The following is a 24,871-nucleotide window of genomic DNA, read 5'->3' as shown; positions in this document are numbered from 1 at the left end:
AATTTAATGTATCGTTTTACTTACTTGTTTTACTGTTAAATTGGTAAAATCAGCGGTACCACCAGTTGCAAATAACGAAACGGCTCCTTTTGCCTGGGTTGGAAAAACCAAATCAGTAATGGTGTATTCCCCCTGATTAATAAAAACCTCTATAATTGACTTATCCACTAAAATCCTGCAGGTTATATTAGTTAAGTCAACATTGTCCATTTTAGCTGATTCAATACCGGTGAACGAGCTGCTGAAACTGGTGTTTCCTGATTTGGTGCGGTCAAGCAATACGGATGATAGCGCCTTATTCAGGGTTATCGTTGTTTGTTCAGAACCGCTTTGCAAAATGTTTATGCCTGCTGTGGCAGCATTCGCAAGCGAAACCGTAAACTGAATATCAAGCGATGTGCCGGAAGCTGCGCTTAATTGCATGGTATTACTTAGGCTGATGGCTGAATTGTTATAGAGCGCTGCTTCATGTTGACCGATCTCTGCAACGGGTACCTGCAGCAAATGATAACCATCGGAATTATTTACTTTGCGTAAGGATAAGCTCCTTGGTACGGCATATTGTCCGCGATAGCCCATTGTTGGTATAGATCCTGCGTAACTCCAGTTGTTGGCCCATCCTACCATTACCGTGCGGCCATCGGTGGTTGGTATATTGTTATAAGTTACGCCGGCGTAATAGTCTTTGCCATAATCTACATATAGCGGATAATTATCAGCGTCCGCTGTAAACTTTGTACCATCAAAACTCCCGATAAAATACTGCATACCACCAAACCCATTTTCTACACCTCCGCCTGAGACTGAAAGCACCCATTTTTGCGTTGATGTACCTTCAACAGTAAGTTGATATAAGTCGGGGCATTCCCAAACCTGGTTGGTATTGCCTATGGCACCAAAATCACTTTTGAATGTCCACTTTTTCAGATCCGGCGAGTTATATATTCTAACAGAATCTACATCAGGTTTTGAAATAACCATTACCCATGTTTGAGTAGGCGCATACCAAAATACCTTAGGATCGCGAAATTGGGTTGAGCCGATATTTAAAACCGGGTTTTTGGCATAAGCAATCCATGTTTGACCTTGATCCATGCTGTACGATACACATTGCGTTTGGGATATAGCATTGCCGCTTGCATCACTATTATTAGCAGTGTACACAGCAACCAGCGGTACTTGCCCGGCCTGTGTTGCAAAGCCAGACGTGTTTGAGTTGTCAACAACTGCACTGCCGCTAAAGATCAGTGATGTTCCAATACCCGTAATTACTTCGGGGATCGCAACTCCCGTTTCATGCCAGCTAAAAAAGTCACTGCTCAAAGCCTGGTCCCAGTTCATATTTCCCCAAACGTAACCCAAGGGATTATACTGCGAAAACAAATGGTACTGTCCGTTATAATAAACGAGCCCGTTGGGGTCATTTACCCAGTTGGTTGTGGGTGTATAGTGAAACAATGGCCTGTACGAAACAGATGCTGCAGTAGTATCGCTGCCACTGCCGCCGTTGTTTTGTTTGCTAATCTGGTTGTTTACCGATGATTTACTACATGCGGAAAGCAGTAATAAAATCAGGCAATTTAAAATAATACTGTTTTTCATTTTTGTAAGTATTATATGTATTCTTAGACCCAATACCATAGACAGCCGGAGGAGACTTACCGCCTCCGGCTGTTGAAAAAACTGTTTACCAACCGGGATTTTGCTTGTACAAACCCTTGCTGAAATTGATCTGATTTTCAGATATCGGTAAATATTCATCGCGATTTTTGGTGAAATGTGCACCTACCAGGTGGGTTGTCCTCGTAGACTCTACAGCGAAGTAGTTATTCAGATAATCGGCGGCTATTCCCCATCGTACCAAGTCAAAGAAACGATATCCTTCCATTGCGAATTCTAACCTGCGCTCAAACATCAGTGCCTGCATAGCATAGGAATTAGTCCATGTGCAATTCACACCCGGCTTATAAATATCCATATGGTAGTTTGAAGTCGGTGTTCCATTAGCTTGTACCAACAGAGCAGTGCTATTCATAGCCCTTTGCCTTACCATATTAATATAAGGCAGTGCGGCAGTTTCCTGGCCCATTTGTATAAGGGCTTCCGCTTTCATTAACAATACGTCAGCATAACGGATTACTTCCCAGTCTTTAGAGCTCGACATAAATGGTGGGAACCTGGTAAATGATGGATCAGTGTACGCAACGGTTTCCTTAACACTTAACAATGGGCCATACACCTGCGGATCACGAGCCCAGGAAGCATTATAAACCAAACCGGTTTGATATTTATAAGGGTGCCCCGGAATAGCCGCTGTATGATCCAGGCGGGGATCAAATGTATTAGTTTGATAATCACCGGCCGGAACAACATCCGTATTATTAAAAGTAGTAAACTCAGGCAAGCCGGTGGCATCAGTTTTAAAAGCATTAATTAAGTTATCGCTGGGTACGTGGAAGCCACAGCAGCCATATTGTACGTTCATGGGATAATCAAGGCAATGCCCGGCGTCAATCCTGCCAACGGGTGTACCATCATTTTTTGAATATTGAATGGAGAATACCGACTCCTGAGAATTGCCGTACTGCGGCAAAAAGTTATCAGCAAAATCCGCATCAAGCGCATATTTACCGGAATTTATAACACTGTCACACTCCGAGTTTACTTGTGCAAGTTTTGTTTGATCAATACCTGTTACATTGTTATTAGCATCCTGCGTGTATGCCTGGTATAAAAGGGTTTTAGCTAAATAAGCCTGCGCAGCGCCTTTAGTTGCACGGCCAACATCAGATTGGGTTACCGGTAAATTAGCAGCAGCAAATTTAAAATCACTAGCAATATTAGTCCACAGTTGATCACTGGTTAATGCAACATTGGATACCGCACCATAGTTAGCAGCGGTTTTTTGTATGGTCTCATCTATCCATGGAATGTGATTAAATAGGATCTTTAAAAGGAAATAGAAATGCCCGCGTAAAAATTTAAGTTCAGCTTCGCGCTCAACCTTTTGCGGGTAATTAGTTAATGACTGGCCTTCCACTAACTGTAGCGCGGTATTAGTCCTGGCTACTCCGACATACAATTGATAAAATACATTATCACCCGAACCATTAGTGATCGTGTTGCTTGAAAACCTTTCAAACTGATCATACTCATTAATGTCTCCGGGACCACCACCACCTTTATAAGCGTCACCACTACGTATACTACCGTATGCCCACATACTACTGAATGGATAAAAATAATAATCATTACCCAGTGATGAATAGGCTGCTATAACCATAGCATCGGTATTAGCTGGTGTGGTTAGATCAGAAGTAGAGATTACTCCCTGAGGTGTAGTATCCAGGTACTTTTTACAGGAAGCGACACTTATGCAAAGCAACAATGCCACTAAATATTTTAAATTTTTCATCTTGTTAATTATAATTGATTAGTAAGAAAAATTAATCCCAATGGTTGTAATTACAGGTATTGGGTAGGCATTTCCCGGATTTTCCGGATCAGGTGCCGTATAGGACGAGCTCTTGAAGGTAAGCAAGTTACTCGCCTGAATATAAACCATAGCGCGTTGCAACTTCATCTTTTTTATTGCTCTTTTCAAATCATACGATAACTGGATATTCCGTAGTTTAAGGTAAGAGCCACTTTCTAAAAAGTAGGTAGACGGGCGTCCCTCATCATTATTATTGTTTAGCGTTAAAGCCGGAATAGTTGATTTGTTGTTTGTTGGCGTCCACGCGTCTAACACTCTTGTACCCCAGTTTGATCCGGGCGCCAGGGAAGTGAAGTCAGTTAGCGTTTTATAAGTATTGTTAACTAAGCCACCTTGCGATCCTTGAAAGAAAAATGTAAGATTAAAGCCTTTATAACCAACTGAAGTATTCAATCCATAAATGAAATTAGGATCCGGATTGCCTATAAAGGTCTCGTCATTTTGGTCAATCACACCGTCGTGATTCAAATCTTCGTAGCGGAGGCGACCAACACCCTTTCCAGGCTGCGCTGCAGAGGTATTAACTTCGGCCTGGTTTTGGAATATGCCTTGTACCACATATCCATATTCTGAGTTGATATCACGGCCTATAACAGTTTTGGTAGTGCCGTTACCTGCATAAGCGTTAAGAACATCCGATGGCAGGGACAAAACCTTGTTTCTATATCCGGCAATATTACCGGCTAAATTAAAAGTGACATCATGTGTGATGTTACCGCTATAGTTTAGCTGTAACTCTAAACCTTTGTCCTGCATAGAGGCACCGTTATAGGTTTCATTTCCACCTTCACCAAGTACAGCCAGGTAGGGTGGCGTGATCAATATATCTGTTGTTTTTTTGATGTAATAATCAGCAGAACCTGTTAGCTTATTATTAAAGAAGCCGAAATCAAGCCCGAAGTTGCTTTGCGTAGTAGTCTCCCATTTTAGCTGTGGGTTACCGGTTTGAACGGCTGTAAAACCTGAGGGCAATGTACCGGAACCTTGACCAGCTATAGCATAAGCACTCCCACCATCACCATTAAAGGCCCCGCGATTACCGTAGATAGATTGGTATAGCGAATAAATTCCGTTATCACTGATATTTTGATTGCCGGTTTGGCCCCAACCATAGCGCAGTTTCAAGTCAGATATAAATGGGGCATTATCTTTTATAAAATTTTCCTGACTGATCCTCCAGCCCACTGATCCTGCAGGAAAGTAAGCGTAACGGTTATCTTGCCCGAATCTTGATGATCCATCTCTTCTTAATGTTGCCGAAGCCAGGTATTTATCATCATAGGAGTAATTTACTTTGGTGAAATATGATAGTAATGCGTCGCTGCTACCAGCCCCTGCTACTGCATAATTACTGGTACCCGCACTCAGGTAGGCATAATCGATATTACTTAATGTTAAACCTTGGGCGCTGGCGTTAAAGTTTTGGTTTTTATCCTTAACGTTCTCTTCTCCTAACAAAAAGTTGAATTTACTTTTGTGTAAGGTTAAATCGTAAGTTAACTGGTTTTGCCATGTTTCTGTTAATTCATAATCGCTTGATGCGCCGGCTATCGTACGATTATCCGATAAAAACCCAGCTACATAAGGTATTTGTACCGACCTAAAATAATTACCCGCAAAATCAGCTGCGTAGGTTGTTTTAAAAGTTAAATTGGGTAATATATCATATGAAATGTATGCGTTTCCAAATACCCTTCCAAACGCATTTACATTTTGTTGATTGTCAACAATCTCCCTGTAAGGATTATCACGGTCATCCATGCCGCCCACAGGGCCGCCCCAGCCACCGGTTGTTGTATAGACGGGGATTATCGGGTTTTCAATTAATGCAAGTGATGTTATACCGCCAACAGGTAAAATCGGATCGCGCATGTAAGTTGCCGATAGCGTTTCACCTATTTTAAGTTTACCGTTAAAGAAACTATAGTCGTTATTATACCTCAAATTATATTTTGTGTCGCGTGTATCTTTTATAATACCCCTGTTATCAAAATAACCTATTGAAAATAATGACGCTGAGTGGTCTGTTCCGCTTGAAATAGTTAAGTTATATTTTTGTTGTATCGAAGTTTGCGATATTTGGTTAAACCAATTGGTGTTACTGGATAACATAGTCATATTAGGCGTATCCAAATACTTACTTACATGTACTCCATAAAGAATAGGATCATTGTAATTGTGGTTCCAATTAAAAGTATAAGCACCCCCAAATTCAACAGGATTTACCGGCGAACCTACGTTTGGCCCAAATTCGTCATCATTAACTTGTGCCTGCCAGTAAGCCTCGCCATGTTGTGTAGTATTAAGCGCCGATAGTTTACTGTTATAGTATTGTAAAGAGGTAGATGCATCGAAATCAATGCGTTGTTTGCCTTGTTTCCCTTTTTTTGTGGTTATGATTATTACACCGGCAGCAGCTCTTGAACCATAAATACTTGAAGATGATGCGTCTTTTAGAACTTGTATAGAAGCGATGTCGTCCTGATTAATTTCCTGCAAGCCCCTTTGCGTTGGAATACCATCAATGATGTAAAGCGGGTCATTATCGTTAAGTGTGGTTATTCCTCGTAAAGTAACGCCCACGGCACCGTTAGGATTTCCACTATTGGCAATCTGTAAACCAGGCACCCTACCCTGTAATGCTTGCATAACGTTGCCTGTCGGAACATCCTTTACATCGTTAACATTCACCACAGTAATAGCACCGGTTAAATCTTTCTTTTTCTCTGAGGTGTAACCGGTTACAACCACTTCATTCAGATCGGTAAGTTCTTGACTGAAACGAACGGTAATATTTATGCTTTTGTCGGTTACTTTTACCACAACTGGCTTGTAACCCACGAAACTAAATTGTAAAACCTGGCCTGTTTCAGCCTGAATTGAAAAACGGCCCCTAACATCGGTTATGGTCCCTCGCTGCGTGCCTAATACCGAAACAGTAACGCCTGGTAAAGGACTGGAGTCCTTATCAGACACCGTCCCGCTAACTTGGCGGGATTGCGCATATGCCCCGCTTGCAATAAGCGCAAGCATGGTGCAAAAAAGTAATAGTTTTTTCATATAATTGGTTTTAATTGGTTGGTTATTAATTGGTATTTAAAACATTTCGCTTTTGAACTTTTTATATTCGGATAAATTATAATCCGGACAACCTCCTTTCTTTGTTGCTATAAATGCACCCATCGCAATAGCACTTTTTAATATTTTTTCAGGTTGCTCATCCAGATAATGGCCTGCTATAAAAGCTGCTAAAAAGGAGTCTCCGCTGCCAATGGTATCAACCACCTTCACTTCGCTTCCCCAAACCTGGTATGACTTTTCGTTTTTGTAATAAGCGGCCCCAAATTCTCCCTTTGTGACAACAACTTCTGGTATGTTGAAATAATTCTGTATAAATTTTACTTGTGACGCTTCGTTATATGATGAGCTTTTAAAAAGCATTTGGGTCATTTCAAGTTCCGCCTGGTTAAATTTCACGATATCGGCTTTTTCTAATAGCACCCGTAACAAATCTTTGCCTATATAAGGCGGCCGCATATTGATATCCAAAACCTTTATTACGTCACTTTCCAATATTTCAAACAATGTTTCTCTTGAGGTCTCGTTCCTGGATGCCAGGCTTCCGTATACAAAGTATGATGCAGGGCTAAGTTGCCGTGTAATGGCGCCTGAATTACTGATAAAGTCCCAGGCCACCGGAAAAACAATTTCGTACGATACCTCGCTTCCATTGTTCATTTTTGCAATTACGCTGCTTGTAGGGTGATCCTGGTCTACTTGTAAAAGGTGCTTTTTAATTCCCCAACTATCCAGTAAGTCAACCAGTTTATCTCCACTCCTGTCATTTCCAATCCTGCTTATAATGCTCGTCGGCACACCCAGTTTGTTTAAATGATAAGCTACATTCAATGGCGCACCGCCAGGCTGCGGGCCATCAGGAAGTAAGTCCCAAAGTATTTCACCATAACAAGTTGCAGGAGTAGTAATCGTGGTTGTCATATGCAAAAGATTAGTGTAATACAATATTGGTTTCTATCTGCTCCAATGATTTACCCTTAGTTTCCGGCATCCATCGCCATACAAAAATTAACTGAAGCACCATCATCGATCCGAAAAAGGAAAATGTGACCGCCCCGCCAAGTTTTTCAGCCAGGTATGGAAATGAAAAAGCAATTATCGCAGCCATTATCCAGTGGGTTGAGCTACCTAACGTTTGCCCCTTGGCACGAACCTGCGTAGGGAATATTTCCGAAATAAATACCCATATGACCGCCCCCTGCGAAAAAGCAAAAAAGGCGATGAATATCATCATGTAAAATGGTATAACGAAACCATCAAAATGCCCTGAATAAAAAGTATACGCAACTGCAAAAAGAGATGCAATCAAGCCAAAAGACCCGACGATCATAAGTAATCGCCTGCCAACCTTATCAATAATGTATATCCCTAAAAAAGTAAAGGCAAAGTTCACCATTCCAATCCCAACCGTGGATAATAGTGAGGATTGTGCACCTAGCCCAGCCATCTCGAATACGCGGGGTGCATAATAGATGATTGCATTTATACCAGATACCTGGTTAAAAAAGGCGAATAAAACAGCCAGTATTATAGGTCTGTTATATTGGCCTGAAAATAAGTTATCGTTATTCCTATTGGCGGAACTATCTAATTTGGAGTTTTTTATTGAAATCAACTCCTCGTCACAATTAAGCGGATTGATTACTTTAAGAATAGCCAGTGCCTTTTCGAATTGCCCTTTTTTAAGGATGAGCCAGCGTGGGCTTTCCGGAATAAATCTTATCAGGATAAGAAATACAAGAGCAGGAATTGCCTGTACGCCCAACATTAACCGCCATGAGGTATCGCCTAGCTGACTGATCAAATAATTAGATAAGTAAGAGATCAAAATGCCTAATACCACATTAAATTGGAATAACCCAACAAGTCTTCCTCTTTTATCTGCCGGTGAGACTTCAGAAATGTAAATAGGTGCAGTAACTGAAGAAGCACCTACACCCAAGCCCCCTAAAAAGCGGAAGACCATGAAAATATACCAATTATCAGCAAGGGCTGTTCCTAATGATGCGATCAGATAGGCTGCTGCTACAAAATAAAGCGTGTTCTTTCGGCCAAAGTAATCGGATGGGCGCGAGCCTAATAATGATCCGATCACTGTACCAACTAATGCAATAGAAATGGTAAGTCCGTGTGCAAATACGGAAAGGTTCCAGAACTGTTGAATGGATTTTTCTGCGCCGGAAATTACCGCCGTATCAAAGCCAAACAAAAAGCCACCAAGGGCAACAACCATGGACCAGGCCATGACAGAATTTTTGCTCATAAAAAAGTGTAATAATTATAATTGGTTTTACTGATCGCAATGTAGGGCAGTAAAAAGGGATGGCGTCAATAAATTTCTTTCAAAATTCTCAAAAAAAATAACAGTTTATAACATACTGAATATCAATTGTTTTCAAATTATGTACAATCAAAAAACTCCTGAATGTTCAAAAATGTTACACCAAATCTTTCGTCTCGTTACATTAATTATTCTTTTAGGCTTGTGGTAACTTTTATCAATTTTGCGCAATTGATTACTTTATTTTAACTTTAGGTTATAGGCCAGTAAAACCAATTTTTTAAATCCATTTATTCATGGCGTTTTTTTTGATAAAAAAGCAAAAGCAATGTTTTGCGATATTTTATTTTTTCGGGGTGTTATGCCTGTTTATTTCCCTTTTAGCTTTAAGCAGCTGCAATAGAGCACATAATAAAACAACTTATACTATCGGTTTTTCACAATGTGTTGGGTCTGATTTGTGGAGAAGAACAATGCTTGATGAAATGAAAACAGAGTTATCGCTTCATCCGGGTGTGAATTTTGTTTATTCAGATGCGCATGGAAACAGCCAAACTCAGGTTCAACAAGTATCTAAGATGTTGGAAGAGGGGATTGACCTGTTAATCATATCACCTAATGAAGCACAGCCATTAACTCCTGTAGTGGAAAGCGCCTATGAAAAAGGAATTCCTGTAATTGTGATCGATCGCAAAACGGCATCTTCATTATATACCGCCTATGTAGGCGCTGATAATTATGCGATAGGGCGAATGGCCGGGGAATATATAGGATCGATGACTAAAGGGCCATTTAATGTGATGGAGGTGATGGGTTTACCCGGATCATCGCCTGCAATTGAGCGAGACCGTGGATTCAGCGATGCGATTAAAAAATTTCCCAATGTACATTTAAGCAATAAAATATATGGTGACTGGCTGAAAAGTAATGCAGAATCTGCATTATCCAAAGTTAAAGAACAGTTATCTACAGTTGATGCCATATTTGCGCACAATGATGTTATGGCTGCCGGAACTCGAGATATTTTAAATAATCTGAATTTATCAAAACACATAAAGGTAATTGGAGTAGATGCCTTACCCGGCAGTGGCGGCGGGATAAAATTGGTAGACGAAAAGGTTATTAATGCTACGCTACTATACCCTACCGGCGGTAAAGAAGCGATAGTAACTGCTTTTCAAATATTGAATAAAGAACCATTTGGAAGAGACAATATTTTACAATCGTTAGTGATAGATTCTACTAATGTACACCTCATGGAGTTGCAATGGAGCAAAATCAACAGCCAGCAAAATGACATCATAAAACAAGAGGCCTTATTGCAAGAACAAGAGGAAATTTATAAGAATCAGCAAGTTGTGTTAAATATCCTGGTTATAACACTTGTACTGGCAGTGGTTTTTGGTGGACTGGCATTTTACTGGTTAATGGAAAACCGCAAAATAAATAAAAGCCTGGAGTTGAAGAATGATGAGATCCTGCTTCAACGTAATCAGCTAATAGAAATGTCTGTCCGGGCTGAATCTGCCACGGAAGCGAGATTTAACTTCTTTACAAACGTTTCGCACGAATTCCGTACCCCGCTTACACTAATGCTCGGGCCCATAGATGATTTGCTGGCGAATGAAAAACTGACCGCACTCGCCGGAAAAAATTTCAAAATGATCCGGCAAAATGCTTACCGCTTGTTAAAATTGGTAAACCAGCTAATTGATTTTAGAAAGATAGAATTTGATAAGCAATCCCTAAAAGCTTCGAATAATAATATTGTTGAATTTGTTAAAGACGTTCTGGACAGTTTTCAGCTCATGGCTGAACGTGCGCATATAAAACTAGAACTATCCTCTACACAAAAGGAAATCATGCTATGGTTTGATGTGAATATGTTAGATAAGGTTTTTTTTAACATTATATCCAATGCATTCAAATTTACTTCTGAAGATGGCAAGATCAAAATTAATATATATGTAGGCAGCGATAACTTCGTTCACATCGAGATATCAGATAATGGCACTGGCATGTCCGAAGAAGAGAGCTCTCTTATATTTAATCAATTTTACCAGGCTGACCATGCTCCTATTACAGGATCGGGCATCGGACTGTCACTATCTAAAGAAATCGTCGACTTTCATCATGGGCTTATTAAAGTGAAAAGTAAAAAATGGGCCGGTACTACCTTTACAGTCTCATTACCAATGGGTGATGATCATCTAAAAGGCGCAGAAAAATTTTTGTGTAAAAATGAATGGCCAGATATGGCTGAACGTTCAGATATTTACCTTGCTGATCTGGATAATTTAGTCCAGGTACATGAAAGCGATATATTTAGTTCCCCAAAAGAATTTTCTATATTAATCGTAGAGGATAATCCTGACCTTTTACATTATTTGATGGAAAAGCTGGGAGTTTATTTTGAAATTTTTGCCGCAAACAATGGCAATAATGCGCTCATCAAAGCTTATGAAAGGGTTCCTGACCTTATATTGTCAGATGTTGTACTTCCTGGTTTATCAGGAAAAGAATTATCTGTTAAATTAAAATCTGATTTACGAACTTCACACATTCCAATTATATTACTAACTGCCCAGGGAAGTGTAGAGCATCAAATCTCAGGAATAGAAACAAAAGCGGACATGTATATCACGAAGCCGTTTAATTTCGATTTTTTATTAGCGAATATTCATAATCTCATCAACAACCGCGCAATACTTAAGGAGCATTTTACCAGTGATGTAAGTCCATCAGAAAAAATGCCGGGTGCTAAAAATATTGATAAAAAGTTCCTGAATGATTTTGCCGGGATTGTGGAACAAAACTTATCAAACGACAAATTTAGTGTAGAGGATATATGTAAAATAATTGGAATATCGAGAATACAGCTTTATCGAAAAGTAAAAGCTTTAATGGGCTGTAATATAACTGATTATATTTTAAGCCGACGCTTAAAGAAAGCCAAATACTTGTTGAATAATGAAGATTTAACCATAGCAGAAATCACCTATAAAATCGGATTTTCTAATCCTAATTATTTCGCAACCGTATTTAAAGCTAAATATGGCTGTACACCAAGCGAATTTAAACGTAATAAAGTTTAACGAATCCATGATCAGGCACTTGAAACCATAGGTTTTTTTAAAACAAATGAAATGATTTATGTATATGAAATATGCGGATTAAATTTAAAGCGCATAGTATTTAATTCATCCAAAATAATTCAGTGCGGAACGCTTATACGCCATTAACATTTTTATCCCAGGCCAAAGACGCCCCCATATAAACATGTCAATAGTCAAATCTGGAATACCGTTTTACAACAATGTGGTATACCTACTAAATTTCATATCTTGCCTACAGGCGTCCACGGTTGAGGATGGGTAAACCGGGGCACTTCTGAAACTGCATGGCTAACTTATTTAAAACCTGGGCAAAACAAAATGGTATTTGGTATTAAAATCGCAACAACGTACCCGGTTCAACTTCATAGGCTTTTTTACCTTGCTCAAATATCCGCGAGTTAAATAAGCCTTCGGAAGTTATTGTTTCGCCTTTTACGCGTATCCAGCTTCCCTCGCGCAAACCAATCACCGGAGTTGAACTTTGGGTGTGAAATTCATTAATGCGCGTTTCTCTTGTTTCTCCATTATGTTTTGAATCAGGATCTGGATCAAGATAATGCGGGTTAAGGTTAAACGGTACCAGCCCCATTGTAGTTAAACTTGGTGGCAGCACAATAGGCATATCATTTGTGGTATGCATGGTTAATCCGCCTATGTTGCTGCCTGCGCTTGTACCCAGATATGGCGCGCCTTGTTCAACAGCATCTTTCAGTACATTCATTAAATGCTGCTTATGTAAAGTTTTTACTAAAAGGAAGGTATTGCCACCACCGGTAAAAAACCCTTTTGCTTCTCTAATTGCGCTCGCGGGATCAGCGAAAGTATGTAGTCCGCTTACTCGAATGCCCAAAACAGAAAAAGTATCCACAACTTTTTTAGTGTAATCATGATGAGAGATGCCGTTCGGCCGTGCAAATGGGATAAAAATAATTTCATCAATATTACTAAACAGATCAGCAATAACAGGTTTTAAATAAGCCAGGTATTCTTCCCCAAACAAAGCAGATGTACTGGCAAGCACGATGTTTTTCATGTCCCGAATTTAACAACATTATATTTTTCCATCGTATATTACAGTGCTATATATTTGTTAGCTATAACAACAATTCATGAAAAATCAATTTAATATCGTATGGTATATGTTGCCGTTCCTTTCTATTGTTGCTAATACAACGGCCCAGTCACCAGATTATAAAGCACGCATACATTCATTAAACAATGCGATCAACACTCGCCTTACAGATCAATCAACCGGCTTATATTATGAGACTACGGATACTGCTAAAAATGATAACAAACACTCGTACCTGTGGCCTTTGTGCGCTTACATACAAGCCGCAAATGAAATGGAGGTGATCGATACTCCCCAAAATTATATGCAACCGGTGATCGCTGCTATTAATCGATATTATACTATCAGGCCGCCAATGTCGGGTTACCAGTCTTATGTAACCAGGGAAAAAAAAGCAGACCGGTATTATGATGATAATCAATGGATAGCGATAGCTTATTTGGATGCTTTTCAACGCAATCATAAAAAAGAGAACCTGCAAAGGTCAGAGGTAATATATCATTTTATGCTTGGCGGTTTGGATACCGTTGCCGGCGGCGGTTTTTATTGGAACGAAGGAAAAAAGACCAGTAAAAATACTTGTTCAAACGGTCCCGGCATCCTGGTGCTGCTTCAATTATATAATATAACGCATAAACCCAAATACTTCATCACTGCATTATCAGTATATAAATGGACCAATAAAACCCTGCAAGCGCCTGATGGCTTGTATTATGACAATATAAATTTAGCCGACAAAAAGATTGGCAAGGAAGAATACACCTACAATACAGGCACCATGCTGCAAGCTAATGTTTTACTTTTTGAGATAACTAAAGACAAAAAATATTTAACCGAAGCTAAACGTATAGCCAAAGCAGGCCGCAAACACTTTTTTAAAAACGGGCGTCTCCCAACAGGTTATTGGTTTAATGCTGTTATGCTTCGTGGCTACCAGGCACTGTATAATATAGATCACAACAACGCCTGGATAGACTTCTTTCAAAAAGATGCAGAAGCAATATGGAACACTGAACGCGATACAAATAATATGGTTGGCACTAAACCAGCCAAAAGCTTAATTGACCAGGCTGCCATGATAGAGATTTATTCGCGATTACAGGAGATAAAGATAAAACAAAGCTTGGCAAATTGAAATTTTGCAGACGATATACCAGGCCGCAGGATTATATAATCAAAAATATCTTTACATAGCGATTTTAACGATGCGTAAAACAAAGTCTATTCCTGTTATTTACATGGCGAATGAGTCCGGCGACGGAATCTCTATTGAAAGATTGGTTATTAAAGATATGTTTAGTACCGATAACCTGAATCCAAACGCTTTCGAAGAAGCCGACTCCGCGCACCGGCATGATAGCCACTCCTTTTTCCTGTTAGAGAGCGGAACTGTTTTTATTGAAATAGATTTTCAAAAACATACCATAATCGCGCCCGCTATAATTTACGTTCATCCCGACCAGGTACACAGTACCGTGCTATCTGAAAACTTTGTAGTGAGCAGCCTAGCCATTACCAATGAAAACCTGAATCCGGAATACCTGAAATTACTAGAAGGTATTACTCCCGCAAAGCCTTTAACATTGCCAACAGAAACGTTTTCCATTATGCTTGAAACGGTGTCTCTTTGTTTAAAGTTTTCGGAACGAAAAAGTGATAAATTATATCACTCCCTGCTAAAAGATAGCTGCAATGCGTTAGTCGCATTAGTAACTTCGCAATATTTAGCATTAGCCAAACCAACAGATAAGCTTTCACGATTTGAAGTTGTAACCAAATCATTCAGGGAAATGTTGGAGCGTAATTATAACAAACTTAAAGGCCCTGTGGAATACGCCCGGGCACTAAATATATCTACACCTTACCTTAACGAGTGCGTTAAAAACACAACCGGATATCCTGTCTCCTATCACATAAAGCAGCGTGTTATTTTAGAGGCAAAACGTTTGCTTTATTATTCTGATAAGTCTGTAAAAGAAATTGCCATGGTATTGGGCTATGACGATTATCCCTATTTTTCGCGCCTGTTTACCAAAGTTACAGGTATGAGCGCTTTGGCTTTTCGAAATAAAAACCTCGGTTAGTCCAATACTTACGGTGTATTGCCATTTTTTATCGCTGTTACACTGCGTTCCTTTGCATCGTAATTCAACTTTAATAAAAGATGGAACCATTTAAAAATAAAAAAATGCTCGTTTCCGGTGCCAGTATAGCCGGGCTTTCAACCGCTTATTGCATGAATAAATTAGGCTACCGGGTAACTATAGTTGAACTTGCAAACGAGCCACGGGTTTCCGGAGCAGCTATTGATCTGCGTGAAAGCGCGATAGGCTTTATCAAGAATATGGGGATTTATGAACAACTAAAATCGCACGGCTTACAGGTGGAACAGGTAGAATTTAAAAATGCCGATGACAGTACCGCAGGTTCAATAAAGATGGGGAGCGAAGAAGACGGCCATCCAAATAATGATATTGAAATCGAAAGGGATAAGTTCATCCGCATTTTATACGATGCCTTAAAAGATGATGTTGAATTTATTTTTAACGACAGCATTATTGCATTAAATGAGACAACAGACAATATAGAAGTTACTTTCAAAAACAGCCCTAAGCAGGCATTCGAGTTGGTATTTGGTTGCGATGGTTTGCATTCAGGTGTAAGAAAAATCTGGTTTGGTGAAGAGGCCGAATACGCACATTTTCTTGAAGCCTATTTTTCTATCACAATTGTAAACAAACTATTGGTGGCTCAAAAAACCATGCAAATGTATAATGAACCTGATAAGGCTGTAATGATAAATGCATACAACAATAAAACAGATATAATTTTTTGTTTCTTCTCAGAAAAAGAGTTCCCTTATAACTATAAAGACATTGACCACCAAAGAAAAATTATTACAGACCAATTTACCGGGCAAGGCTGGAGAACAGCCGAATTGCTTAAAGAAGCGGAACAAGCATCTAATTTTTACTTTGATAAATTTTGCCAGATAAAAATGCCATCGTGGACTAAAGGCCGGGTAGCATTGGTGGGCGATGCAGGATATTGCGCTTCTCCGGCGGCTGGCATGGGTGGGTCATTGTCTGTAATTGGCGCAGGAGCATTAGCTGAGCTTTTAGAAAAACACAATTGGGATTACACCCGTGCATTTCAGGATTATAACAAAAACCTGCGGCCATTTATTGATGAAGTTCAGGCCAAAGCTAAGTTAAATATCAAAGAGAATTTTATTCCCCGGACAGAAGAAGCTATTCGCCAAAGAAACGAACATGCAAATTCTTTTTAGTTTTATCTCCGCAGGGCACCAAAATGAAACCCTGCGGATCAATTATTTACACCAAAAACGGCCAGCATTTTCTCTAACGCGCCTTGTGAATGCATCCGTTCACCATTTTCAAGCGATTGTTTTGCAGCCGCTGCGCCTCTTTGACGCATATCTGCTTCATAAAAAGCAATAGTTTCATGAATGGTATTAAATTTATCAGATGTTAAATGTTTACTTAATTCCCGAGCATCAAGCATAGCCATATTAGCGCCTTCACCGGCAAAGGGCGGCATAACGTGGGCGGCATCACCAATCATGGTAACATTTGGTAATGATTTCCAGGTTTGATCTAAAGGCATGCAATAAATTGGCCTCGGAATTACAGGTATTGATGTATGCTCAAACAGTTCATACCAAACACTGCTCCATTCGCTATACTCTTTTTTAAACCATTCCAGCAGTTGTGCTTTATCAGAAAAATCGAGTCCGCTATTTGTTGCCCAGTTTTCATAGGGTTTAAAACTGGCATAAAAGCCAAGGTCTCCATTGCCTTTTTGCCCGCCCAGCAAGCATCTTCCGTTTCCGAATGCCATAACTTTGCCTCCATTCAATAGTTTATGAATACGAGGTGTTGCCTTTTTTGCGTCATAGATATTGATTTCAACCATGGTAATGCCCGAATAGAATGATTTTATATTAGTGATATATGGTCTGATCCTGGAATTGGCGCCATCAGCTGCAATTGCCAGGTCCGCATAAGCAGATGAACCGTTTTTAAAAAACAACAGCCATCCATCATTTTGCTTTTCCATAGAAACAAATTGGCTGTCCCATACAACAGTTTCCGTTTGCAAAGAGTCTAAAAATATTTTTCTTAAAGCGCCGCGGTCTATTTCCGGTCGGATACTTTCAAAACCTCCCGCCCGGGCTTTATGATCGCTGAAAAATATTTCGGCGCGCTCATTTACGATGATCTTCTTATCGGCACCCTTGCGAACATTCGCATAAAATTCGGTCAACAGGTTAGCTTCACGTACCGCTATAAATCCTGAACTCTCATGCATATCAAGCGGGGCCCCCTGCACGCGGGCATCTTTATTAAGATCCCGCTCATATACTTTTACATTCGCTCCTTTTAATTGTAAAAGCCTTGCAAGGGTTAACCCGCCGGGGCCGCCTCCAATAATGGCGATCTGTTTATTTTTTATCAGCATTTGTATTCCTTTATCGAAATACAAAATTGCGGAATGCTATTCCATCATTCTTGTACAAATGCGACAAAATCACTTCCAGCAGCCTGTTTGCCAATACTCGCTTTTCGCGCGAATGCCGCCGGGGTTGTTCCGCTATATCGTTTAAATTCCCTGCTTAAGTGAGATTGATCACTATAGCCGAGTTCATGAGCTAAACGGGTAATGTTGCATTTGGGATCAAGCCATATTTGGCTTCTTGCCTGCTCAAAACGAATCAGGCCGGATACGTCTTTCACGGTATGCCCGGATGACTGCTTAAAGTTCCGTTCCAAAGTACGGATTGTTGCATGGGCAGCCGCCGCTATATGGCTTACCGGCATATTGCCGTTGGTTTGTCGCATGGCGATACCTGCTTTGGAGACCATACTATCGGTAGCCATGCCGGACCGTGCTGCCAGAAAATATTGCTTTAATTCAGCTATCGCTTTATCAATGTTACCCGCCTCAATCAAATCATGCAGTATGGATTGCAGCTGCGCTATCGGATGTTCAAATGTGCGCACCCCGTCGTTCCCCGGCTGCAATCCCAGTAAATCGAATACCGTCCATGGGAAACACCTGATGCCAATAATCTGCAACCTGTTTTTTGTAAAAAAAACTGCCGGCTGGTTGAGCAAACCCATCATAAACGGAGATGATATGTGTTGCAAACTTCCATCAACCATGCGCCGAAGTGATCCAAAATAAAAAATAATTTCAGCGTAACAATCAGGCACAACCTCAAAACTTGATTCTTCTTCCCCTGTATCACTTGTGTTATACCAAAAACACTGTATTACATCACTCAGTGCTTCAGGAGGTGTAAATTCCTGGTGTTGCATTTCAATGACCACTACTACTTCTATACCTCATAGTTTACTTTTTCGCATCCGTCAGCACCTCAGTATTTAAGCGGATATATTCTGTGCTTTTTTCTGTTTGTGCGGCAGCTATACCTTCTTGCGCTGCCTTTATAGCGGCCGCTTTGTCGCCAACACGTAATTCGGTTCTTGCAAGCCATAATTTAACTACCATTGGTGGGAAACCCGGCGCTGTTTGCAATGCCTGTGCCCATGGTAAAGCTTTGGTCATGTCTTTATTATTGTTCCAGTAATAAATAATGGCATCATAATAAGGCTTTTTAGCGGTTTGCATGGCAGAGTCAATACGAGCCATTACTTTCGCGTCGATATCAATAGTCAGGTGCATCATAAGCGCGGTATGCTCCCACAAAAGGTTCAGGTCGGCGCTGGTCGGGAATACATTGGTAAACTGCATGGTAAAGGTTTCTACAGTTTCATCTATTTTGATGGGTTTTATCGTGAAACGCAGATAATCATCAGCCGCGTTATAACTGTAAGCGCCCCACTGCTTAGCATTTTTACTTAGGATAATGGTCCACTCACTTTCACCGGGGATGCTGAATAATCCATACGTACCGGCAACAACTTTATGCCCTTCCAGCATTACGTCATCAGTAAAAGTGATCGTAGTAGCGGCATTAGCGCCGGTGCGCCAAACCGTGTTATAAGGTTCGGTATAACCAAATATCTTCCGTCCTTTTACATTGGGGCGGGAGTAGGTTAGGGTAATTTTCCCCAGGCCAAAATCCTGTATAATAGTTTGGGTTGAGCTTGGCGCGGGTGTTATTTGGGCAAAGCTATTAAGGTTACAAAGCAGGCATGCTATGGTAAAAAGCAGCAGTAAGTTTTTTTTCATTGCGGAGGCTTTAATAATTAAATGGTTTACTAATTTAAGTATATCAACGCATATGACAAAGGCAAAATTATTACTAATAGGGGTTACCTTTTAAAACCCTGGGATCAACCCGTATCCCGACAGCTTAAATAAAGCTATTTCAACTTTTTTTAATTTTTCAGAGGTCAAAATCGTCCTATATAAATAAAACCCACTATCCGATTTTAATCCTTAGCTTCCCCGAAACTATTGGCGCTCAAAATTATAATAGATTACGCGGTGTTAAATTATTTATAAAATTAGAATAAAACACAAAAACGTATCTGATGAGTTATATAAATATACATCATATACAAAGCTCATTCTTCTACGCCCAATTGGCGCCAATTGAAAATCAAAAAATATTTTCCGATCAAAAAATTATGAAAGCCGATAATTTAACAGAACTGTTAATGATTGCTAATCGCGATAAAGTTAAACTCGCCGCAGAATTGGAGCAGGCCAATATTGAACTTGATCTGCAGAATAAGGAAAAAGGAAAAAGGGCAGCCGAACTGATCATTGCAAATATTGAACTGGAGTTTCAGCACGAAGAAAAACTGAAGCGGGCCATGGAGTTGGCAATTGCTAATAAAGAACTTGATCATCAGAATGAAGAAAAGGCAAAACGCGCTGCTGAACTCATCATTGCTAATAAAGAACTGCGCTTTCAAAATTCAGAAAAAGAAAAACGCGCTGCCGAACTGGTGATTGCTTATACACAGCTGGATGCACAAAACAGGGCGCGAGAGGATCGTGCTGCCGAGTTGATCTTAGCTAATAGCGAATTGATATTTCAAAACCGGGAAAAGGAAAACCGTGCCGCAGAACTGATCATAGCCAACAAAGAATTACTTTTTCAGAATGAAGAGAAGGAAAAACGTGCCGATGAGCTAATCATTGCCAATAAAGAGCTGCTTTTTCAAAACAAGGAAAAAGGCAAGCTTGCCGCCGAACTCATAATTGCCAACATTGAGTTAAATTTTCAGGATAGCGAAAAGGAAAAGCGTGCCGAAGAGTTGCTGTACGCCTTAAAGGAACTCGATTTTCAGGATGAAGAACGTGGAAAACGCGCAGCTGAGTTAATTATTGCTAATCGCGAGGTAGTAATACAAAAACAAGAAAAGGACAGACGCGCTGCCGCTGAAGCTAAAAAGGATGAATTTTTTAACGTGGTTAGCCATGAATTTAAAACTCCTTTAACCAACATAAAAGCGATCAATCAGTTGATGATCCAGAAAACTAGCAAGTCGGATAATATTTATCCTTTTATTGTTAACGCCGGCAATAGCATCAAACGGCTGGAAAAACTGATTGAAGACCTGCTGGACGTAACTAAGATCAATTCAGGGCAGATTGACCTGAACATTGCCGCATTTAATTTTTCGGATGCATTGACCAATAGCATTATTAGTGTTCAGCTAACTACACCCAAACATGAAATCGTACTCGAAAACGCTATCGACCTGTATTATACCGGCGACCAATTCAGGATTGAACAAGTATTGATCAACTTGCTTAATAACGCTATCAAATATTCGCCTGATGCAGATAAAGTGATCGTAAGAACCAGTCGTGAAGCCAATAATCTGGTGGTTGATGTGCAGGATTTTGGGATCGGAATAGCTAAGGGAGATATAGACCAATTATTTCAGCGGTTTTACCGGGTGAGTAAGGTAGCTATGAATTTTCAAGGCGTTGGCCTGGGTTTGTTCATCGCGTCCGAGATCATCAAAAAATCACCGGGGGGCATTCTCTATCACAAGCGAACCCGGACAAGGAAGCACGTTTTCCTTTAGCCTGCCGCTAAGCCACCAAAAATACGATTAATGCGTTTTTCTCATTTTGGCTAATTATTCCCTCAATTAGGCTACATTCTGCATGTGGTATCGCTTCATCTTTGTCTTGTTCATTAAAAACATTCAGATCATGACACAACAAAATTCACAAGAAAATAAAATTTGGTTCATTACCGGCGCTTCGCGTGGCTTTGGTCGTGTTTGGGCTGATGCTGCACTTAAATGTGGCGATAAAGTTGCCGCAACCGCGCGCAAGCTGGAAAGCATTGCCGACCTCAAAGAAAAGTACGGCGATAACGTGCTGACCTTAGCCCTAGATGTTACAAACCCTGAACAGGTAAAATCGGCTGTTGAGCAAGCGCACGCGCATTTTGGCAGGCTGAATATTGTGCTGAACAATGCGGGTTATTCGCTTGTCGGTACTATTGAGGAAGCTAATCCGGAGGAGATCCGCGCACTTTACGAAACAAATATTTTAGGCCCGGTTGCTGTTATACAGGCAGCGCTGCCATTGTTGCGTGCGCAAGGATATGGACATATTCTTGGCACATCCAGCGGGCTCGGCCACGTAACGTTGCCGGTTATCGGCTATTATTGCTCATCCAAATGGGCATTCGAAGCAATCCACGAAAGTTTGGCTACTGAAGTTAAAGACTTCGGCATTAAAGTAACCATCATTGAGCCGGGTGCTTATGCAACAGAATTCGGCAGCCAGGAATCATTGAAATTCGCGGCAGGACTTGATGTTTATGAAGATTTCAAGAACCAGTTTTTCGCTCGCTTAAGAGGATCGGAACGGGGTGACCCCAACGCTACCCCCGAAGCGTTGTTTAAAATGGTGGATTCTGACAACCCGCCGTTGCGTTTTAACCTGGGCAGCCATAATTTACCATGGGTGCGTACCGCCTATGCCGAGCGTTTGGCCACCTGGGAAGAATGGGAAGCTGTATCAAGCTCGGCGCAGGGAGAAGCAAAGTAATCTATTGGTAAAGAATTAATTATAACCGGTAATTGAAAATATTATCGGTTATAATTGCAGCAAATCATTTCGAAATGAAAAAGGAAGAAGCGGTCGACCATACGTTTGACTCCCTGTCGGAGATACACAAAGCTTTTGGCTTGCCTAAACCACAGCACCCCTTAATTACACTGGTAAACGGCGCCAATACCGGCATTGAGCTAAGGCGCCCGTCCGGTTCTCACGTGCTGCGGTTCTACAAAATATCCTACAAATTAAAACTGAGCGGCAGGCTAAAATACGGACAAGATTATTATGATTTTGATGAAGGCGGTTTGTTATTCGCTGCCCCAAACCAGGTTATCGGCGGTAATCCGGAAGAAACCCGCGACTGCTCGCAATATACCTTACTGATACACCCTGATTTTTTATTGAGTTATCCACTTGCAAAAAAGATCAAACAATATGGTTTCTTTTCTTACTCCGCCAATGAGGCATTACATCTATCGGACAAGGAAAAAGAAACCATTATTTCCATCTTCAAGATTATTGAGGATGAGCTTAACAGCCGCATTGATGATTTTAGCCAGGATGTGATCATCGCCCAAATTGAACTTTTACTGAATTACGCCAATCGTTTTTACAAGCGCCAGTTTATTACCCGCAAAGCGGTAAATAATGATCTGTTACAAAAGCTGGAAGACATATTAGATAACTATTTCAATAGCGAAAGATCATTAAGCCAGGGTATTCCCACAGTTCAATATCTTTCGGACCATTTAAATATCTCGCCGAGCTATTTAAGCGATATGCTGCGGTCACTAACCGGGCAAAGCGCGCAGCAACACATCCACGCCAAACTAATTGATAAAGCGAAGGTGAAACTATCTACCAGCAGCTTATCTGTTAGCGAAATTGCTTATGAGTTGGGCTTTGAGCATCCACAGTCATTCAATAAGCTATTCAAAACCAAGACTAATCTTTCGCCATTGGAGTTCAGGCGGACGTTTAATTAAAAAGGCGACTATCATTTTCACGACAGTCGCCTTTAAGTCTACAAATTAAATTCGATCTTTATTTAATTGCTGTATTAGCCGCGTCTTCAATAACTGCTAACACCTCTTTAGGGTGAGAGATCATCGCTACGTGGCTTGATGCTATCTCGGTTGTTTTGGCGTTAGCCCTTTTAGCCATAAAGCGTTCCAATACCGGGCTTATCGCGCCGTCATTTTTAGCTACGATATACCAGCTTGCTTTGGTTTTCCAGGCTGGCTCGCCGCTTTTATCGCCAAATACAGTTTGTGATGCCGGCGTTTGTGTAGCATAGATCTCATCCTGCTGCTTAGCGCTCAAATCCTGTGCAAATACAGTCCCCACGCCTGCTCTTGATAAAAATATGAAGCCATCCTGTAATTCAAAATAGTTTTGCAATGTACCGGCAGGGCCATTTGCCGATAATGTTGGTACGCTTTCGCCCAAATCAGGCGCGAATGCCGCTACATATACCAAGCCTACCACTTTAGGATCATTACCAGCCTGGGTGATCACGAAACCACCCCATGAGTGGCCCACCAGGATTACGTTACCCTTTGCCCTTGCAATTGCGCGTTTAGTTGCAGCAACATCATCAGCTAATGAGGTGATCGGGTTTTGAACTGATTCAACCGGGTAACCTTTAGCTTGTAATGCCTCTATCTGCGCAGCAAAAGAAGTACCATCGGCCCAGATACCGTGAACAAAAATAATGGTTGGTTTAGCGCTTTGGGCGCGTAAGTTTAAAGTGCCTGTTAGAATAACCAACAGTATTGCGAGCATTTTTAAAGTTTTCATTTTGTTGTGATATTTTATGTTTGTTGATGTTTTTAATTAATTTTTAGCTGCGAATTCTTCAGCGCTTAATACGGTTGTGGTAAGCGATACTTCAACATTACCCCTTGTAGCGTTAGAATACGGGCAAACCTGGTGAGCTTTCTCAACCAAAGCGTTTGCTGTTTCCTGGTCAACATCAGGCACGTTGGCCTCTAAGGTAACTACCAATGCAAAACCGCCGGCATTGTTTGAACCGATACCAACATGCACCCTTACAGCAGTAACGCCTGTTGTTGCCTTTTCGTTTTTAATAACGTGGTTAAGTGCGCTATCAAAACAAGCTGAGTAACCTGCAGCAAATAACTGCTCCGGGTTGGTATAGGCACCACCGGCACCACCTAATTCTTTTGGCATTCTTACTTCAAGGTCAAGCACTTTGTCTGATGTTGCTACGTGACCATTTCTGCCGCCTGTTGCGGTTGCTATTGCTGTGTAAATTGCTTTTACTGACATGATATTTGTTTTTTATTTTATTTATTAATTTGTTTAGTTCTTTCCAGTATGGTGGTTATGGTATTATGCAGCGATATCATTTCGTCCATTGATAAACCCAGGCTGCATTTAAATGATTCAGGAATTGATACCGCCTTCTCTTTTAAAGCTGCGCCATCTTTGGTAAGACTGATCATCAGTATGCGCTCATCTGCCATGCTTCTGGTGCGGTTGACGAGTTTCCTGGCTTCCAGCTTTTTCAAAAGCGGGGTTAAAGTGCCTGAATCAAGCAGCAGCTTCTCGCCTATCTCTTTTACCGATAGCTGTTGATGCTCCCACAACACCAGCATCACTAAATATTGGGGATAAGTTAAATCGATCTCCTCTAAAATGGGCTTGTAGTGAGCAGTTAACACTCTTGATAAGGCATATACCGGAAAACAGGCCTGATTTTCTAACTTTAAATAATCCATTTACTATTATTGATGCAACAAATATATATTGTATACAATTTAATTGTATACAATATATAT

At 40.6% G+C, this 24,871-nt stretch carries 19 protein-coding genes; 7 read left to right on the top strand and 12 right to left on the bottom strand.

Features of this window, described 5'->3' with window-relative positions:
• Window positions 1-3: 3 nt before the first annotated feature.
• The 5 genes from ACYZ0U_RS02750 to ACYZ0U_RS02730 all read right to left on the bottom strand — a co-directional run bounded on the left by ACYZ0U_RS02750 (window position 4) and on the right by ACYZ0U_RS02730 (window position 8,837).
• Window positions 4-1,602, bottom strand: a complete 1,599-nt coding sequence (locus tag ACYZ0U_RS02750; protein ID WP_461449563.1) for a glycoside hydrolase family 32 protein — start codon at window positions 1,600-1,602, stop codon at window positions 4-6.
• A gap of 85 nt (window positions 1,603-1,687) precedes the next feature.
• The gene (locus ACYZ0U_RS02745) at window positions 1,688-3,415 is read right to left on the bottom strand and encodes a RagB/SusD family nutrient uptake outer membrane protein (RefSeq protein ID WP_461449561.1); all 1,728 of its coding nucleotides are present in this window, start codon (window positions 3,413-3,415) and stop codon (window positions 1,688-1,690) included.
• Window positions 3,416-3,433: 18 nt separating this feature from the next.
• Window positions 3,434-6,556, bottom strand: coding sequence for a SusC/RagA family TonB-linked outer membrane protein (locus tag ACYZ0U_RS02740; protein WP_461449559.1), 3,123 nt, complete (start codon window positions 6,554-6,556; stop codon window positions 3,434-3,436).
• A 36-nt stretch (window positions 6,557-6,592) separates the two neighbouring features.
• A complete protein-coding gene (locus ACYZ0U_RS02735; RefSeq protein WP_461449557.1) occupies window positions 6,593-7,495 on the bottom strand; it encodes a carbohydrate kinase family protein in 903 nt (300 codons plus the stop codon).
• Window positions 7,496-7,505: 10 nt separating this feature from the next.
• Window positions 7,506-8,837, bottom strand: a complete 1,332-nt coding sequence (locus ACYZ0U_RS02730) for a sugar porter family MFS transporter (protein ID WP_461449555.1) — start codon at window positions 8,835-8,837, stop codon at window positions 7,506-7,508.
• Window positions 8,838-9,151: 314 nt separating this feature from the next.
• On the opposite strand from ACYZ0U_RS02730, the gene ACYZ0U_RS02725 reads away from it, so the two are divergent.
• On the top strand, window positions 9,152-11,950 hold the full coding sequence (locus ACYZ0U_RS02725) for a hybrid sensor histidine kinase/response regulator transcription factor (protein ID WP_461449552.1): 2,799 nt from the start codon (window positions 9,152-9,154) through the stop codon (window positions 11,948-11,950).
• A gap of 352 nt (window positions 11,951-12,302) precedes the next feature.
• Here ACYZ0U_RS02725 and pepE read toward each other — a convergent pair whose 3' ends face one another.
• Window positions 12,303-13,004 (bottom strand): dipeptidase PepE, encoded by a 702-nt coding sequence (gene pepE / locus ACYZ0U_RS02720; protein WP_461449550.1) that lies wholly within the window; start codon window positions 13,002-13,004, stop codon window positions 12,303-12,305.
• Window positions 13,005-13,080: 76 nt separating this feature from the next.
• Here pepE and ACYZ0U_RS02715 point away from each other — a divergent pair, with 76 nt between their 5' ends.
• The 3 genes from ACYZ0U_RS02715 (at window position 13,081) to ACYZ0U_RS02705 (ending at window position 16,332) form a co-directional block, all read left to right on the top strand.
• Window positions 13,081-14,178, top strand: coding sequence for a glycoside hydrolase family 76 protein (locus ACYZ0U_RS02715; RefSeq protein WP_461449548.1), 1,098 nt, complete (start codon window positions 13,081-13,083; stop codon window positions 14,176-14,178).
• A gap of 70 nt (window positions 14,179-14,248) precedes the next feature.
• Complete coding sequence (locus ACYZ0U_RS02710) at window positions 14,249-15,127, top strand: AraC family transcriptional regulator (protein ID WP_461449546.1); 879 nt, start codon at window positions 14,249-14,251, stop codon at window positions 15,125-15,127.
• An 80-nt stretch (window positions 15,128-15,207) separates the two neighbouring features.
• Window positions 15,208-16,332 carry an FAD-dependent monooxygenase gene (locus ACYZ0U_RS02705; RefSeq protein ID WP_461449544.1) on the top strand — a complete coding sequence of 375 codons (1,125 nt, stop codon included), beginning with the start codon at window positions 15,208-15,210 and terminating at the stop codon, window positions 16,330-16,332.
• Between the two features lie 38 nt (window positions 16,333-16,370).
• Here ACYZ0U_RS02705 and ACYZ0U_RS02700 read toward each other — a convergent pair whose 3' ends face one another.
• From ACYZ0U_RS02700 to ACYZ0U_RS02690, 3 genes are read right to left on the bottom strand one after another with little or no spacing between them, the layout of a single operon-like run.
• Window positions 16,371-17,525, bottom strand: coding sequence for an FAD-dependent oxidoreductase (locus tag ACYZ0U_RS02700; RefSeq protein WP_461449542.1), 1,155 nt, complete (start codon window positions 17,523-17,525; stop codon window positions 16,371-16,373).
• A 44-nt stretch (window positions 17,526-17,569) separates the two neighbouring features.
• Entirely contained in the window at window positions 17,570-18,385 is an 816-nt protein-coding gene (locus ACYZ0U_RS02695) for a helix-turn-helix domain-containing protein (protein ID WP_461449540.1), read from the bottom strand.
• 34 nt (window positions 18,386-18,419) lie between these two features.
• Window positions 18,420-19,262: a DUF2911 domain-containing protein gene (locus ACYZ0U_RS02690; protein WP_461449538.1), complete on the bottom strand. Its 843-nt coding sequence runs from the start codon at window positions 19,260-19,262 to the stop codon at window positions 18,420-18,422.
• Between the two features lie 305 nt (window positions 19,263-19,567).
• Here ACYZ0U_RS02690 and ACYZ0U_RS02685 point away from each other — a divergent pair, with 305 nt between their 5' ends.
• The 3 genes from ACYZ0U_RS02685 to ACYZ0U_RS02675 all read left to right on the top strand — a co-directional run bounded on the left by ACYZ0U_RS02685 (window position 19,568) and on the right by ACYZ0U_RS02675 (window position 23,053).
• Window positions 19,568-21,079: a sensor histidine kinase gene (locus ACYZ0U_RS02685; RefSeq protein ID WP_461449536.1), complete on the top strand. Its 1,512-nt coding sequence runs from the start codon at window positions 19,568-19,570 to the stop codon at window positions 21,077-21,079.
• 130 nt (window positions 21,080-21,209) lie between these two features.
• Window positions 21,210-22,058 (top strand): SDR family NAD(P)-dependent oxidoreductase, encoded by an 849-nt coding sequence (locus ACYZ0U_RS02680; protein WP_461449534.1) that lies wholly within the window; start codon window positions 21,210-21,212, stop codon window positions 22,056-22,058.
• Window positions 22,059-22,132: 74 nt separating this feature from the next.
• The gene (locus ACYZ0U_RS02675) at window positions 22,133-23,053 is read left to right on the top strand and encodes a helix-turn-helix domain-containing protein (protein WP_461449532.1); all 921 of its coding nucleotides are present in this window, start codon (window positions 22,133-22,135) and stop codon (window positions 23,051-23,053) included.
• Window positions 23,054-23,111: 58 nt separating this feature from the next.
• On the opposite strand, the gene ACYZ0U_RS02670 is transcribed toward ACYZ0U_RS02675, so the two are convergent.
• Genes ACYZ0U_RS02670 through ACYZ0U_RS02660 form a run of 3 tightly spaced genes read right to left on the bottom strand, consistent with a single transcriptional unit; the run spans window position 23,112 to window position 24,811 of the window.
• Window positions 23,112-23,867, bottom strand: a complete 756-nt coding sequence (locus ACYZ0U_RS02670; RefSeq protein WP_461449530.1) for an alpha/beta hydrolase — start codon at window positions 23,865-23,867, stop codon at window positions 23,112-23,114.
• A gap of 36 nt (window positions 23,868-23,903) precedes the next feature.
• Window positions 23,904-24,359: an organic hydroperoxide resistance protein gene (locus ACYZ0U_RS02665; RefSeq protein ID WP_461449528.1), complete on the bottom strand. Its 456-nt coding sequence runs from the start codon at window positions 24,357-24,359 to the stop codon at window positions 23,904-23,906.
• A 17-nt stretch (window positions 24,360-24,376) separates the two neighbouring features.
• Window positions 24,377-24,811 (bottom strand): MarR family winged helix-turn-helix transcriptional regulator, encoded by a 435-nt coding sequence (locus ACYZ0U_RS02660; protein WP_461449526.1) that lies wholly within the window; start codon window positions 24,809-24,811, stop codon window positions 24,377-24,379.
• Between the last annotated feature and the right edge of the window lie 60 nt (window positions 24,812-24,871).

Source organism: Mucilaginibacter sp. (assembly GCF_965225845.1).
Classification (GTDB): Bacteria; Bacteroidota; Bacteroidia; order Sphingobacteriales; family Sphingobacteriaceae; genus Mucilaginibacter.
Note: the sequence above shows the minus strand (reverse complement) of the source record. Positions and strands in the feature narration are given on the sequence as shown.